13 protein-coding genes and 1 tRNA gene are annotated in these 13,909 nt (G+C 59.2%); 11 read left to right on the forward strand and 3 right to left on the reverse strand.

Annotated elements, in window-relative coordinates:
* Window positions 1-3 precede the first annotated feature (3 nt).
* The 10 genes from IEY47_RS06720 to IEY47_RS06765 all read left to right on the forward strand — a co-directional run bounded on the left by IEY47_RS06720 (window position 4) and on the right by IEY47_RS06765 (window position 11,118).
* Window positions 4-1,512 carry a sigma-54-dependent Fis family transcriptional regulator gene (locus tag IEY47_RS06720; protein ID WP_188982928.1) on the forward strand — a complete coding sequence of 503 codons (1,509 nt, stop codon included), beginning with the start codon at window positions 4-6 and terminating at the stop codon, window positions 1,510-1,512.
* 156 nt (window positions 1,513-1,668) lie between these two features.
* On the forward strand, window positions 1,669-1,797 hold the full coding sequence (locus tag IEY47_RS06725) for a type VI secretion protein (protein WP_188982406.1): 129 nt from the start codon (window positions 1,669-1,671) through the stop codon (window positions 1,795-1,797).
* A gap of 13 nt (window positions 1,798-1,810) precedes the next feature.
* Complete coding sequence (gene tagH, locus IEY47_RS06730; RefSeq protein ID WP_188982407.1) at window positions 1,811-2,989, forward strand: type VI secretion system-associated FHA domain protein TagH; 1,179 nt, start codon at window positions 1,811-1,813, stop codon at window positions 2,987-2,989.
* 5 nt (window positions 2,990-2,994) lie between these two features.
* Window positions 2,995-3,474 carry a type VI secretion system lipoprotein TssJ gene (tssJ, locus tag IEY47_RS06735; RefSeq protein ID WP_188982408.1) on the forward strand — a complete coding sequence of 160 codons (480 nt, stop codon included), beginning with the start codon at window positions 2,995-2,997 and terminating at the stop codon, window positions 3,472-3,474.
* Window positions 3,471-4,802: a type VI secretion system baseplate subunit TssK gene (tssK, locus tag IEY47_RS06740; RefSeq protein ID WP_188982409.1), complete on the forward strand. Its 1,332-nt coding sequence runs from the start codon at window positions 3,471-3,473 to the stop codon at window positions 4,800-4,802. The genes tssJ and tssK overlap by 4 nt, the downstream gene beginning before the upstream one ends.
* Window positions 4,803-4,804: 2 nt before the next feature.
* A complete protein-coding gene (gene icmH, locus IEY47_RS06745) occupies window positions 4,805-5,689 on the forward strand; it encodes a type IVB secretion system protein IcmH/DotU (protein ID WP_188982410.1) in 885 nt (294 codons plus the stop codon).
* The gene (gene tssM, locus IEY47_RS06750) at window positions 5,686-9,195 is read left to right on the forward strand and encodes a type VI secretion system membrane subunit TssM (RefSeq protein ID WP_188982411.1); all 3,510 of its coding nucleotides are present in this window, start codon (window positions 5,686-5,688) and stop codon (window positions 9,193-9,195) included. The genes icmH and tssM overlap by 4 nt, the downstream gene beginning before the upstream one ends.
* On the forward strand, window positions 9,195-9,923 hold the full coding sequence (locus tag IEY47_RS06755) for a PP2C family protein-serine/threonine phosphatase (protein WP_188982412.1): 729 nt from the start codon (window positions 9,195-9,197) through the stop codon (window positions 9,921-9,923). Before tssM ends, IEY47_RS06755 begins: the two co-directional genes overlap by 1 nt.
* Window positions 9,920-10,936, forward strand: a complete 1,017-nt coding sequence (locus tag IEY47_RS06760; protein WP_188982413.1) for a serine/threonine protein kinase — start codon at window positions 9,920-9,922, stop codon at window positions 10,934-10,936. The genes IEY47_RS06755 and IEY47_RS06760 overlap by 4 nt, the downstream gene beginning before the upstream one ends.
* 105 nt (window positions 10,937-11,041) lie before the next feature.
* Window positions 11,042-11,118 (forward strand) — tRNA-Asp (locus IEY47_RS06765).
* 46 nt (window positions 11,119-11,164) lie between these two features.
* Here IEY47_RS06765 and IEY47_RS06770 read toward each other — a convergent pair.
* Window positions 11,165-11,494 (reverse strand): septal ring lytic transglycosylase RlpA family protein, encoded by a 330-nt coding sequence (locus IEY47_RS06770; protein WP_229779327.1) that lies wholly within the window; start codon window positions 11,492-11,494, stop codon window positions 11,165-11,167.
* A 203-nt stretch (window positions 11,495-11,697) separates the two neighbouring features.
* Between IEY47_RS06770 and IEY47_RS20745 the strand changes: the two genes are divergently transcribed.
* On the forward strand, window positions 11,698-11,982 hold the full coding sequence (locus IEY47_RS20745) for a DUF3253 domain-containing protein (protein WP_188982929.1): 285 nt from the start codon (window positions 11,698-11,700) through the stop codon (window positions 11,980-11,982).
* A 9-nt stretch (window positions 11,983-11,991) separates the two neighbouring features.
* Here the strand turns inward: IEY47_RS20745 and IEY47_RS06780 are convergent, their stop codons facing one another.
* Both IEY47_RS06780 and IEY47_RS06785 read right to left on the reverse strand, forming a co-directional pair.
* On the reverse strand, window positions 11,992-12,363 hold the full coding sequence (locus IEY47_RS06780) for a response regulator (protein WP_188982415.1): 372 nt from the start codon (window positions 12,361-12,363) through the stop codon (window positions 11,992-11,994).
* A gap of 28 nt (window positions 12,364-12,391) precedes the next feature.
* Window positions 12,392-13,834 carry an ATPase domain-containing protein gene (locus IEY47_RS06785; protein ID WP_188982416.1) on the reverse strand — a complete coding sequence of 481 codons (1,443 nt, stop codon included), beginning with the start codon at window positions 13,832-13,834 and terminating at the stop codon, window positions 12,392-12,394.
* Between the last annotated feature and the right edge of the window lie 75 nt (window positions 13,835-13,909).

Genomic DNA, 13,909 nt, shown 5'->3' on the forward strand with positions numbered 1-13,909 from the left:
CTCCTGCCTACCGCTCTCCCGCAACCGCTTCGCTATGCGGAAGCGCTCCTACGGCATTTCACGGCGTTGTCGCACGTGTCCGATACGCAACGCTTGGTTGACAGTCTCGTCGAAGCCGCCATCGATCTCACGAGCTGCGAATCGGGTCAGCTCTATCTGCTCGACGAGACCGCCACGACGCTGAAACCGTGCGCCAACTGGTATCAGGGCCAAGTACAGCCGTTGGCGACGGACGCGATGCCAAGCGATTATGACGGCAGCCAACTGCTGCAATATTGCCTGTGCCAGAACCGCGTGCTCGCTATCGAAGAACTCGACGTCAGCCTCCATGACACGACCTTCCTGCCGCCGGGAAGGCGCTGGCGTTCGTTGCTCTGCTTGCCGATCAGTGGCGCGGACAATCACGTGGTCGGATTGATGGTCATGGCGGGATACGACGCACGGGACCTGAATGTCTACGCGAAATCGCTGGCGGGTCTAGCGAGCGCGGCCCTCGAGCGTATGCGGTTGCTACAGCGCCTGCGCACACCGGTCGCCGTGGAGATGCCCATCAGCGCCCCCGTTATCGCCGAAGACGGCTATGGGTTCATCGGTAGAAGCGCGCCGATGAAAGCGCTTTACCGGCTCATCGCCAAAGTGCTGCACACGCCCGTCAACGTGCTGCTCAACGGCGAAACCGGGACAGGAAAAGAACTGGCTGCCCGCGCCATCCATGATTTTGGCTCGCGGCGGGCCCAAACCTTCGTCGTTCAAAATTGTGCCTCCCTTCCGGAAAGCCTGCTGGAAAGCGAGCTGTTCGGTTACGTCAAAGGCGCATTCACGGGCGCGGATCGAGACCGCAAGGGGCTGTTCGATGTAGCGGATGGCGGCACCTTGTTCTTGGACGAAATCGGCGACATGCCCATGACGCTGCAAGCCAAGTTGTTGCGCGTCCTGCAGGAAGGCGAAGTTCGTCCCGTCGGCAGCGCAACCACCCATAAAGTGGACGTTCGCATCATCGCCGCAACCCACCACGATTTACGAAAGCGTGTCGAACAAGGTCTCTTCCGCGAAGACCTCTACTATCGCCTGACGCATTTCCCAATCGTCTTGCCGGCATTGCGCGAACGGGGTGAGGACATCCTGGTTCTCGCCCGACACTTCGCGGACAAGGCCTGCGCCTTTCTCCAACGCAGGCCTTGTCGCTGGTCGGACGCTGCATTGGATTGCCTGGCCAGCTATCAATTTCCCGGTAACGTGCGGGAGCTCAAGGGGCTGGTCGAGCGGGCCGTGCTGCTATGCGAGGGTGGCGAGTTGCTCCCAGCCCACTTCGCCCTGCAACCCGAGCACCTGAGCGCGCCGCCTACGGGAAACATTCGAGAACGCCTGGACCAGGTCGAACGCAACCTGTTGCTGGATTGCTTGCGCAAGAACGCCGGAAACCAAAGCCAGGCGGCCCGCGAGCTTGGCTTACCGCGTCGCACCTTCCTCTACCGGATGAAGGTATTGGGCATTACAGCCAAGCACGTTTGACGAAGACACCGGGCAATCTGATCGACGTCTCATTTTTCGCCCTGACCACCCTGTGTTCGTGAATTAGGTCAACCTGCTCTTGGGATGCTTTGAACTCTAATAGCACTTGGCCAGGACGGTCATGCGTTTCACCCCTGATTTCATGGAGGAATCCTCATGCATCTGCGCTATTGCGCCATCGCTCTGCTTGCCGCCCTCGCGGTGGCATCCTGCTCCAGCCAACATTCCAGCGACCGCGATTACCGCCCTCTTGGCGATCCCCAAGCCGAAAAGCGCAACGTCTGAGCAGGCACCTAGCATGAAACTGACTCTAGAAATCGTGCGCGCAGAGCGTCGCGAACCGGGCTTCTCTGCCTACCAAACATTCGACGCAGCAGGCGGCTTCATCGGGCGCTCGCCCGATAGCGATTGGCACCTTCCCGACAGCACTCGACTGGTCTCCGGCAAGCACGCTGAAGTGACCTTTCGCGACGGTGCCTTCTACCTGACCGATGTCAGTAGCAACGGCATCGAGCTGCCTCGAGAAGGGCTCAACCTTCGCAAATACGATCCCTACCGCCTCGAGCACGGTGCGCTCTTTCGCATCGGTCAGTTTGATATTCAAAGCCGTATCGAGCCTGAGGCGATGCGGGAAGATGGCACGCACATGCATGCCATGAATAATGCGTTCATTCCGGACGACGTTTTTCTCGGATTGGACCCACTGGCTAATCTCGACGCCAGTGAACGCGCGTTCGAAGATGACCTGCTCGCCCCTCGCGGGCCTGCCTCTATCGCCGCGCAGATGCGAGATCATGCACCGATCAGTGATGAACACCTGATCGTTCCAGAGCTCATCGCTCCAAATGCGCCGCCCCCTCCAGCCGCTAAGCCAGCAGCTCACGAACTCCCCGTGCGGTTTCGCGATGCCTTGAGCGACGCACTGGACCTCGACCTTTCCGCACTGGACAGCACACAGGTGCAAGAGCTTGCGCTCCATTCCGCCCGACTGTTACGCGACACCCTGGAGCAGCTGAAACTCACCTTGCGTAACCGTGACGAGCTGAGGCACGAACTGCACCTTGCGCCCGAAGCCCAGGCGGGAGACCCGATTAGCCCCAGGGCCAAAATCGACTGCTCGACTCTATGCGAGGCAGCGCTCCAAAACCAGGGCATTGGTGAGACCCGAACCACCGTGCTGCGCGCCTTTCGTGACATTCAGGCGCATCAAGTAGCGCTGGCCGCAGCGACGCGAGCCGCGCATACCGCGCTTCTCGAAAAACTGTCCCCGACGGCGCTGGCGCTGACGTTCGAAAAAACCGAGGGCGCGCGTCGCTTCAAAACGGATGCTTATCACTGGCGTGCGTATCGCCGCTGGCATGCCTCCGTTACTGGCGACGGCGGAGGTGTCGCTCAACTGATTTCCAACGATCTGGCCCAAGCGTACGACGACCAGATCCGCCTGATTGCCACGCTAAAAACCGACACTCAAGGATGATGTCCATGTTTCGCTCTCTGTTGTTCGCCCTGCTAGTCGCGTCGACGATCAGTGGCTGCTCATCGCGGTCCCCTTCATCGAACCTCACCAAGCTGGACCTAACGCTGGAAGGCAGCAATCGGCTCAATCCCGACCTTCACGGTCGCCCCTCGCCGGTCGTCCTGCAGCTGGTCGAGCTCAAGAACGCCGCCGCCTTCGAAGGCGCGGATTTCTTCTCGCTTTATCAGCGACCGAAGGAAACGCTGTCACCCGATCTCATTGCCCGGGAAGAACTGGAGCTGCGTCCAGGTGAGCAGCGCCAGCTCAAGCTGTCAGTGCAGGAAGGCAGTCGCTACGTCGGCGTGCTCGCGGCCTACCGCGACCTGCCGGATGCCACTTGGCGCTATGTCATCCCGCTTGCGCCGAACACGCGGAACACCGTCACGCTGGCTTTGCAGGAGCAAGGCATCGAAGCACTGGATAACGTGGCGGAGCATCGAAAATGAATCAACACAAAGTGATCTGGCAGGAAGGCATGCTGCTTCGCCCGCAGCACTTCCAACAGAACGACCGATACATCGACCACCAGTTCAGGGCGAGAACGTGCAAGCTGTCCGGATACGCCTGGGGATTCTTCGAGGTCGAAATCGACCGACAGTTTCTCAGCACCGGCAAGGTCGTTGTTAGCAAGGCCAGCGGTGTGCTACCGGACGGTACGCTTTTCGACATTGGTGCCGACCACGACGTGCTGGCGTTGGACATCCCGGCCAATACCCGCAATACGCCGGTGTATCTGGCCCTGCCCCTCGTCACGGGCAATCACGTCGAAAGTCGTCGTCCAGCACAACGTGACGTCCAGGCTCGCTACATCAGTTTCGAGAGCGAACAAGCCGATTCCAATGCCGGCGAAAGTGCGATCAGCCAAGTGGCTTGCGGCCGATTGGGTTTCCGCTTGCTGCTCGGCAATCAACCGGCCGACGAAGGCTACGTCAAAATGTTGGTCTGTCGCGTGCTCGAGGCAAGCCCTGACGGCGTCGTGGAACTGGATGCCGAGTACGTTCCAACGCACCTGAACGTTCACGCCTCCGCCTATCTGCGCGCCTGCCTCAAGGAAGTGATCAGCATGTTGGCCCACCGCGGTGACATCCTCGCCGAGCGTATTCGCTCCACCGGCAAGGTCGGCGGCGCGGAGGTCGGTGATTTCCTCATGCTGCAATTAATCAATCGCCTGGAGCCGACGCTTCGCCACCTCAGCGCGATCGAACAAGTTCACCCGGAAATGCTGTATCGCGAACTCATCGGCCTACTGGGCGAACTGGCGACCTATGCCAACGAACAGAAACGGCCACGCCATGACAACCACTACCTACACACCGATCAAGGTGCGAGCTTTCGCAAGGTAATGGAGGCGATCCGACAGGTGCTGTCGATGGTCCTGGAGCAACACGCCATCGAGCTCGAACTGCAAAAGCGCCAATACGGCATTCTGGTCTCGCCGCTACCGGACCACGCCCTGCTCGCGACGTCCACGTTCGTCATTGCCGCGAATGCCCAGTGTGATTCGGAAGAAATCCGCAACCACTTACCTGCACACTTGAAGGTAGGGCCCGTAGAGCGCATACGTCAGTTGGTGAACCTGCATCTGCCTGGCCTTCGCCTACGTCCACTGCCGGTCGCGCCCCGCCAGATTCCATTTCATGCAGACAAAACCTACTTCGCTCTCGAGCTTTCAGCAGAAGACCAGGCGCAGCTCGAGCACTCGGGTGGATTCGCCTTTCACGTCTCCGGCGACTTCGCGAACCTCGAACTCAAATTCTGGGCGATCAGGAACTAGCTATGTCTATCAGAGAAATGGAATTCGGCGCGGCCGACAAAACGGTCGTTCTCAACCGCCGCGGCGAACCGGCGCAGCACAGCCCGCTTATGGACTTCTCCAACGCGCCGCGCTTCGAGCAATTGGAAGAGCGGATGATTCACGCTGCGCGCCTCGCGCCGGCAGAAACCTTCAACCTCAGCGTCAACCCGCTGGTGGCCTCCTCCTCTGCGGTGCTCTCGGAAATCGTCCGAATCAAACACAGTCACCATGGCGAAGAGCTGTATGCGTTGAATCAAAGACTGATGGAGGACATCCGGCATTTCGAACATCGGGCCCTGAACGCCGGCATCGAAAATGCGCAGGTACTGGCTGCGCGCTACGTACTGTGCACTGTCGCCGATGAAGCCGTCGTGACGACCGCCTGGGGCAATGAGAGCGAATGGTCTGGAATGAGTTTGCTCGCCGCCTTTCACAATGAAACGTTCGGCGGCGAAAAATTCTTCCAGTTGCTGGAGCGGCTGTCCCGCAACCCGGCAAAGCACTTGGAAATGCTCGAGCTGATGTTCCTGTGCCTGTCGTTGGGATTCGAAGGTAAATACCGCGTATTGCCACGTGGGCTGCTGGAGCTCGAAGCGGTGCGCGACAGCGTTTACCGCCAGGTCAGACAACTGCGCGGCGACGTCCCGCGGGAAATCTCGCCACACTGGCAAGGGCTGAAAAACACGCGTGGCGCCCTCATACGCATCGTGCCCTGGTGGGTCATAGCGGGTTTCACGTTCATCTCCCTGGGGGTTCTGTATTTCGGTTTCGCCTGGATGCTTGCCGAACATCGTCAGACCGTACTCACGCCTTACCTACCCTCGGCGCCGCTCGAGGCTTCTGCAATCACGGACGATTCGCAATGAAAACACTGGCTAAACGAATGGCATCCCTGCTCACACGGCGCTGGGTCTGGACGCTTTGTCTGCTGCTGATGCTGGTACTCGCTATCTGGTTCGCTGGCCCCTACCTTGCGCTCGGCGATTATCGCCCTTGGGCGTCCGAGACGAGCCGTCTCCTTACGGCATGCATTCTCATGCTCAGCTGGGGGCTCAGCATGGCACTAGCCGGCCGCCCTTCCATTAGCGCGCCTGATACCGAGGACGTCTCACAGCAGGAGCATTCGCATCAGGCACTGATCATCGACGCGGAGAAAGTGGAGCTGCAGAGCCGGTACAAGGAGGCGCTGCGGACCATCAAGGGCTCCACTTTCTACGGAGGCCGTTCCGAGCGGTGGCGAAACGACTTGCCGTGGTATCTGGTGATCGGTCCAGAACAAAGCGGCAAGACCAGTCTGCTCGACTTTTCCGGCCTTGAGTTCCCGCTGAACCGTGGCGATCAGCAGCGCCTGACCCGCGACATTGGAGGGACACGTCATGCAGATTGGTATTTCGCCGACAACGCCGTCTTGATCGACACCGCCGGCCGCTACCTGACGCAGCCCGAGACGCACGTCGACGGCGCGGGCTGGAGCACGCTGCTCGACCTGCTGCGCAAACGCCGGGCTAGACCACTCAATGGCGTCTTGGTCACATTGCCCGTCGAATTGCTCGTTGCCGGTCACGAAGTCGAGCTCGAAACCCTGGCCCGACAGGTGCGCCAACGACTGCTCGAGATACATCAGTGCGTAGGCGTGGAAGTACCGGTCTACCTGGTTTTGAGCAAAGCCGATAGGTTGAAGGGCTTCGATGAATTCTTTGATCAGCTGTCCCGCGAGGAAAGTGATCAGGTGCTAGGCGCGAGCTTTGGCAAGGACCAAAACGGCACCGAAGCACTCGTCGTGAAGCAGGCCTTCGAAATACTGCTCCAGCGCTTGAACAGCCAGGTCATCGTCAAGATGCACCAGGAGCGAGACATTCAGCGGCGCGGCAGCATCCTCGATTTCCCGCACGGGCTTGGCAACATCGGCGAGCCCTTGTGTCTGTTCATTGAATTGGCGTTTTCCGGTAACCGCTATCAGCGCGCGTCACAGCTGCGTGGTTTCTATTTCACCAGTGCCCCACACCTCGACGGCCAGTTGCACGAGACCACTGCCGGGATCGGGCGCAATATCGGCCTCGCCACCGGACGCCTACCTACCCTGCGGCGTGGCCGCGCACGTTTCATTCATCACCTGTTGAGCCGGGTCATTTTTCCGGAGGCGGAGCTGGCTACGCTGGATCAGCATGCGCGCCGTCGCATCGGCTGGAGTCAGCGCGCGCTCTATGCCGGCGCCGCTGCCTGTCTCGTGCTGTTCGGCTGTGTGTGGGCGTTCAGTTTTTCATCCAATCATCAGCGTCTGGAACAACTTCGCGACCTCGCACAAGGCAAAGAACGTCAGTTGGAAACGCTCGGCGATGGGCGCGATGGGACCTCGCTGCTCGAGGTTCTGGACAGCAGTTACGCCGCCGCGCAGGTCTTCCCGACTGGCGCCGACGTGCAATATCGCGAGCACAGCGGCCTCTATCAAGGGGATAAGGTCGCTCCCGTGGTCGCCGCGGCATACCGCCAGGATCTGGAAGAGCGCTTGCTGCCGCTGGTGGCGGCTCAGCTCGAGTCCCAGATCAGGGCCTACGGAAACGATCGCGAGCGTCTGCTCAACAGTCTGCGCGCCTATCTGATGCTGGGCCTCCAAGAGCGTCGCGATCCCGCCTTCTTGAAAGATTGGATCGCGGCGGAATGGTCGGTCCAGTACCCGGGCAATGCGGTCTTGCAGAATGGATTGGCATCTCACTTCGAGCGCCTACTTTCGCAGCCTTTCCGGTCCTACACGTTCGATGCATCGCTGGTCGCGCAAGCGCGCCAGACGCTGCGTGGAGAATCGTTGGCCAACGTCGTTTACCGCATGATCAGGGAGCAGGCGCGCCAGCTTCCCGACTATCGGCTTGACGGAAAACTCGGGACGCAGTCAGCACTTTTCATCGGCGCCGATTACGTCATTCCCGGCCTGTACACGCGCCACGGCTACCAAACCTTGTTCGCTGCGCAGGGCGTGGGTCTGGTGAAAGGCATATTGGGCAACAACTGGGTGCTCGGCGAAAGCGAAAGTCTTAGCCCGAAAGACCTGACGCGCTTGATGGCCGAAGTGGAGCAGCTGTACTTCCAGGATTACGCGAACCATTGGGGCGATGCGCTGGCGCAACTGTCCATGCAGCCGATTGGCGACATCAATTTGGGTTCGCAGCAATTGGCCGGGCTGACATCTGCTAATTCACCCCTCGTTCAGGTATTGATCGAAGTACGCGATAACACGCTGTTGTCCGGACCGGTCGACGCAGCCTCCGAGGCCATCGCCCACGTCCCGAACGGCACCGGTAATAAGCTGGCGAAAGCGACGGACGCCTTGGCAGCTGCCGCAACATCCCTTGCCGTTCCGGACACGTCGCGGCGAACCCTCGCCAACCGTTTCCAACCTCTGCATCGCCTATTGGACGAAGGCGACGCACCTGCCATGGACTTGGCGAACGCGCTGCAAGCGCTGAATGCGCTGCAACTTCAATTGGCTGGCCTTGCTCATTCCGGCGCGCCAGAGCAAGCCGCCTATGACATGGCGCGGGCACGCATGGGCGGCGAGCGCGATGCATTCCATCAAGTGCGCACTGTCGTGACACGCCTGCCGCAACCGGTTGGCGCCTGGCTTACCCTGCTTGCCGAAGAGAGCTGGACCGCCGTGCTCAACGACGCGCATCAATACCTGAATCAGCGCTATAAGCATGAGCTCTATGCCGCCTACGACAGCTCGCTGAAAAAGCGCTACCCGTTTGCCGCGCACAGCGAAAGCGACGTCGCCGTTGCGGACTTCAGGGAGTTCTTCAAAACCCAGGGTACCGCGCAGACCTTTTTCGATAACTACCTTAAACCCTTCGTCAACAATGCTTCCGGCCAATACCAGCTGCGCCGCGTCGATGGGCGGGGCCTGCCGCTTTCACGTGCATTCCTGAGCCAACTCACCCGCGTGCAGACCATTCGCGCAAGCTTCTTTGCGGAGAATCCCAACGAGCCACAGGTGCAGTTCAAACTCGAACCTTACTCCTTGGATTCCAGCGTCGGCCGCGCGGACTTCCAGTTCGGCGATCGGCAAATGGAATACCGCCATGGTCCAATCGTCCAGACTGCGTTTCAGTGGCCGTCGACCGCTTTGGAAGGCCGAACGAGCTTGGTCGTGGAGGAGCTTAGCGGACGCAAGGTCGGGATCGAGAAGAATACCGGTCCATGGTCGCTGTTCCGCTTGTTGGACCTCATGACGGTGGACTATCACAGCGGTCGCGATGTACTCATTCTCAAGGCCAATCTTGGCGGCCTGCACGCGAACTACTTGCTGCATAGCCAGCGTTCACCGAACCCATTCGACATCGCGATGCTGCGCGGCTTCGAATTGCCGGCTAGCTTGTGATGGCGCAGTCTCTCATCGCCTGGCAAAGCGCCGCACGTACCGACACCGGCAAGGTTCGTGCGCGCAATGAAGATGCGGTGCTCGAAAGCAGCGAGGCGCAGGTATGGGCGGTCGCCGATGGGATGGGCGGCCATCAGAATGGTGCGTTGGCCAGTCGCCTGATCGTCGAGCGGCTGGCGGAATCCGTCAGTGGATCACTGGACGGTCGAGTACGTGAAATGCGCATGCGACTGCATGACGTCAACCGCTGCTTGGGCCAGGACATTACGCTCCAGCACGGCGTCGACACCCCGTTGATCGGCAGCACCGTCGTGGCGCTAATAGCGGACGATGACCGTGCGGTCTGTATCTGGGCAGGCGACAGTCGGTGCTACCTGTGGCGACAGAATCGACTTTACCAATTGACCCGTGACCATTGCCTCATGCAGGAGTTGATGGTCGAAGAGAACCTAACGGCACAGGAGGCTGCACGCCATCCGAAGGCCCAAGCACTCACGCGTGCCATCGGCGCGAGTGAAGTATTGCAGCTGGATCTATTGGAGCTGGAAACGGAGCCTGGGGATACCTTTCTCCTGTGCTCCGACGGCCTCTACCGCGACGTAACCGAGGCAGACCTCAGCCAAGCCCTTAACCAACGTTCGCCCGCCATGGCCATTCAGCAACTGTTCGACAAGGTGCTCGCCGGACGTGCTCGAGACAACGTCAGCGCCGTGGTGGTACGTCGATGAACACGCACGCGACCGCATCCGTCGATTCACCGATCGCCGAAGAACCCGACGCCCTGACCTACTACGCTTTCGCATCCGAGGAGCGCCCGGAGGCCGAAGCACCGAAAGACCTGTCGACGCGTCGCCACATCGGCGAAATGCCAACGGTACTGGCGGGTCGTTATCGTATCGAACGTTTACTCGGGATCGGCGGCATGGGTGCCGTATACCGCGCAAGGGACCTCCTGCGTGAGCAATTCGGTGATCCGTCGCCCTACCTTGCGATCAAGACGCTGACCGACGATTTCGCGGACTACCCCGATGCTGGCGCGCTGCTCTATACCGAGTTCGCACTGACGACCCAGCTGAATCATCCCGGCGTCATCAAACTTTTCGAATTCCATGTCGACACGGCAAGCCAACGGGCATTCATCACACTGGAATCGCTGCAGGGAAGGACGCTCGATCACACGCTGAAAGAAAACCCTGAAGGGCTTAGCTGGGAAACAGCGCAGGCGATCACCAGCGAGCTGTTGGCGGCGCTTGCGTACTCGCATCGGAAAGGCATCCTGCACGGCGACCTCAAGCCCAGCAACATCATGCTTACTCCCGATGGCGTGCGATTGTTCGACTACGGTTTAGGCCGCGCCCAAAACGGTGTGCTCGAGGGATTACCGCAAATCAGCCGCGACCGCTTCGCAGCCTGGACACCGCGATACGCAGCGCTCGAATTGATCGAAGGTGGCATGCTCTCCGAAGCGACCGATACCTACGCTATCGCCTGCGTCATCTACGAGCTGTGCAGCGGACGGCATCCCTACCGGCGCCTAAATGCCAAGCAGGCGCGAAACATGGAGTTGGATAAGCAGCTCGAGAAACCGGAATGCCTACCCGAGCCCTGCTGGAAAGCGTTGCGCGCAGCCCTTTCGTTGGCAGCGTCGGACCGCAAGATCGCCGTAGAAGGCCTAGCTCAGGCATTCGAGACGCGTCGCGGAAGCTCGCTTGAACGCTATTTCGGTTTCTTTTGCCGTTGAACAAAAAATCTCAACGATTCTATTGACTTAGGTTCCTGGCCTGCGTAAATTGCGCGCCTCGCAAGGCGATCAGGTGAACAGCCAGATCGACATGCGAACCGACGCGCAGCGGTAGTTCAGTCGGTTAGAATACCGGCCTGTCACGCCGGGGGTCGCGGGTTCGAGTCCCGTCCGCTGCGCCATATCTCGACTGCATCAGCGGTCGTACGAAAAAGGTGGATTGATTCGTCAATCCACCTTTTTTACTTTTACGGGCACTACGCCCTCCTCGAGCATATCCACCTTCTTGGCCGCCTCTTGCGAAAGGTCGATGACCCGGCCTGGTGTGTGCGGCCCGCGATCATTGATGCGCACGGTCACCGTCTTGTCGTTCTCCAGATTGGTCACCTCTACACGCGTCCCCAGCGGCAATGTCTTATGGGCCGCGACGAGCTCGTCGTTATCGAATCGCTCTCCACTCGTGGTGCGTTTGCCTTGAAAGGCATCCGAATAATGCGAAGCCTTCCCTTCCTGGGTGAATGAGCTTTCCTCCGCCGCAAAGGCTGCAGGCGCTAACAGGACGAAGGCAAATGTGTACCGCAGCTTTATTTTTGTTAGAGCACGCAAAAGCACCCTCCTTATGTTTGGAACGCCTCGGCCTTTCGAGCGCTCAATTGCCTAGACCGAAGCGGTAGATGGATTTCTTTCGGAGCACGCCGATGCGCGTTGGTTCGATTCGACGCACCCACATCGGTACGAACGTTTACAAGGCATTGATCGATATGACATGCAGCAAGGCCGTCATTTCCAGGTGTATTCGTGAATTACTGGAGGTTAGAACCGCCGAGGCATCGATTTGCCCATCGGATGTGGCGCGCTCGCTCGAGGCGGATGGAGCGGCATGGAGAGCGCTGATGCCGGCTGTCAGGGAGGTGGGTCGTCAACTGGCGGACAATGGTTTCGTGCAGATCACGCAGGCAGGCAAGGTGTTGGCGCCGACGGGAGAAATCAGAGGTCCTATTCGCCTTCGACGGGGGCCGAACTATTCCAGGTGGCAGCCGGGCTGAGCTTCAGGATCAAAGCGGCTCCGCAGGGCCGACCAATCCATGAACCGCCTCGAGAATCGACGACAGATCGAACGGCTTGTCGAACACCTGCGAAAACAGGCCAGGCTGAGCACGCCCGACATGGGCTTGGGCGCCACTCATGAGAATGATGGGCAGATTTGCCAATTGGGGACGCGCACGTATCGCACGAGCGAATTCGAGCCCATCCATCACCGGCATCATGAAGTCAGTGATGACAAGCTCAGGGCGCTCACGATCGAGCACCTCTAGCCCTTTGCGGCCATTGCTGGCCTTGGCCACCATGTAACCTTCGTCTTCCAATGCGTAGCCGAGGATATCTGCTATCAGATATTCATCGTCGACTATCAGGATGGTTGTCATGCGTCTCTATATCCAACAGCGTGCGCGATCATGCATTAGACACCGGCGCCGCCGTCCCTGAGAGAACCGCTGTCGCATGTTTGAATGCTTTATTGAGAGCAACACCGTTATCGCCGATAACGATCTCTAAAAGCGAAGGATCGTAGAAGCTGTCCCGCATCTTCAGGATGGTCAACACGCGCTTGAGCTCTGAGTCCAACTCAACGAAACGAGCGAGAAACAGATTGTCCACAATGCTGGACAGCTCCGGCGCGGGAGCATTGATATCCGCCCCGAACAGGTCACGCATTTCCCATGTTGCAAAGACACAGACACCGCGCGCTCTCAGCTCGTTCATCAATGCGCTGAAATACTCGACCAGGCGCGGTGTGGAATTCGCGACCCGAACCATGCCACCCAGGCTATCAATGAAAACCCGCTTGATGCCTTTGCTCTCTACAGCAGCCAATAGCCGTGCACCTAAGTTGTCGACCAAGCCTTCTGTAGTGGACTGCCACTCGATGTGAAGCGCTCCGCTACGCTCCATGCCTTCAATGTCGACGCCTATCAGCCGCCCTTTCAAACGGAGCCTTTCCGGAGTCTCATAAAAGCCAAAATGCAAGCCGGGCTCTTCGAGCGTGCACTTGGAAAGAAAGCTCAAGCCGATACTGGTTTTGCCACTGCCGGACGGGCCAATGATCAAACTGACCGAAGAGTCAGGCAGTCCTCCACCGATGGCTCGATCTAGGGAATCGATGCCGCTGGGTAATCTCAAAAATTCGGCCTGATTCACGCGCGAAGGGCGTTTGTATACCGATTCGATCCGCGGGTAGACCGCAATTCCATCATCAACGATTTCATATTCATGCAACCCAGACAGGGCGCCGCTTCCGCGCGTTTTCCGCGCTTGAATACGGCGAACGGAGCGGGAACCGACCAACTCATCCGAGAGCTCGATGATGCCATCCACCATCGTGTGCTCGGGGCTACCGTCATCCAGTCTCGAGCTCGTCAGAAACAGGACCGTGCAGCCCGCGAAGGCCGCATGCCCTTGCAGTTCGGAGATGAATTTCTTCGTATCGAGAGGCGTATCGGCTTTGGACCGCGCATTCAGCAGCCCGTCAACGATCAGCACCGAGGCTTTCTGCCGGCTGATCTCGCGACGCAAAAGCTTGACGACCTCTTCCAAACCCTCGTTCTGCAACGTGTCGAAGGCGCTAACGAATTGCACTTCGGCGCCAATGCGGGATTTGTCGAAATAGTTAAGCGTCGAAAGGAACTGGAAGAGCCGCTCATGGGTTTCTGAAAGCAGCGTTGCGACCAATGCCCGCCCGCCACTTTTCACATGATTGAAAGCGATCTGGTTAGCCAGGATGGTCTTACCAGAGCCGGGCCGTCCCTGGACAATGTAGGACGCACCCGCGACCAAGCCCCCCTTCAATAGGGCATCGAGCCCTTCGATCCCACTCTGAAGGCGCGTTAGCTGTTCCACGTCAGGTCTGCCTCGAAAAAATAAAGCGTTTGGAACGCGATAGCCTACACAGGTTCGCGGCAAAAGGTCAGAGTT

Origin of the sequence: Pseudomonas matsuisoli, from assembly GCF_014647635.1 — a bacterium.
Classification (GTDB): domain Bacteria; phylum Pseudomonadota; class Gammaproteobacteria; order Pseudomonadales; family Pseudomonadaceae; genus Pseudomonas_P; species Pseudomonas_P matsuisoli.

Excerpts from the sequence above, each read along its gene's own strand:
- IEY47_RS06725 (WP_188982406.1), top strand. The coding sequence starts at position 1,669 with ATGCATCTGCGCTATTGCGCCATCGCTCTGCTTGCCGCCCTCGCGGTG.
- tagH (WP_188982407.1), top strand. The coding sequence starts at position 1,811 with ATGAAACTGACTCTAGAAATCGTGCGCGCAGAGCGTCGCGAACCGGGC.
- tssJ (WP_188982408.1), top strand. The coding sequence starts at position 2,995 with ATGTTTCGCTCTCTGTTGTTCGCCCTGCTAGTCGCGTCGACGATCAGT.
- tssK (WP_188982409.1), top strand. The coding sequence starts at position 3,471 with ATGAATCAACACAAAGTGATCTGGCAGGAAGGCATGCTGCTTCGCCCG.
- icmH (WP_188982410.1), top strand. The coding sequence starts at position 4,805 with ATGTCTATCAGAGAAATGGAATTCGGCGCGGCCGACAAAACGGTCGTT.
- tssM (WP_188982411.1), top strand. The coding sequence starts at position 5,686 with ATGAAAACACTGGCTAAACGAATGGCATCCCTGCTCACACGGCGCTGG.
- IEY47_RS06755 (WP_188982412.1), top strand. The coding sequence starts at position 9,195 with ATGGCGCAGTCTCTCATCGCCTGGCAAAGCGCCGCACGTACCGACACC.
- IEY47_RS06760 (WP_188982413.1), top strand. The coding sequence starts at position 9,920 with ATGAACACGCACGCGACCGCATCCGTCGATTCACCGATCGCCGAAGAA.
- IEY47_RS20745 (WP_188982929.1), top strand. The coding sequence starts at position 11,698 with ATGACATGCAGCAAGGCCGTCATTTCCAGGTGTATTCGTGAATTACTG.
- IEY47_RS06780 (WP_188982415.1), bottom strand. The coding sequence starts at position 12,363 with ATGACAACCATCCTGATAGTCGACGATGAATATCTGATAGCAGATATC.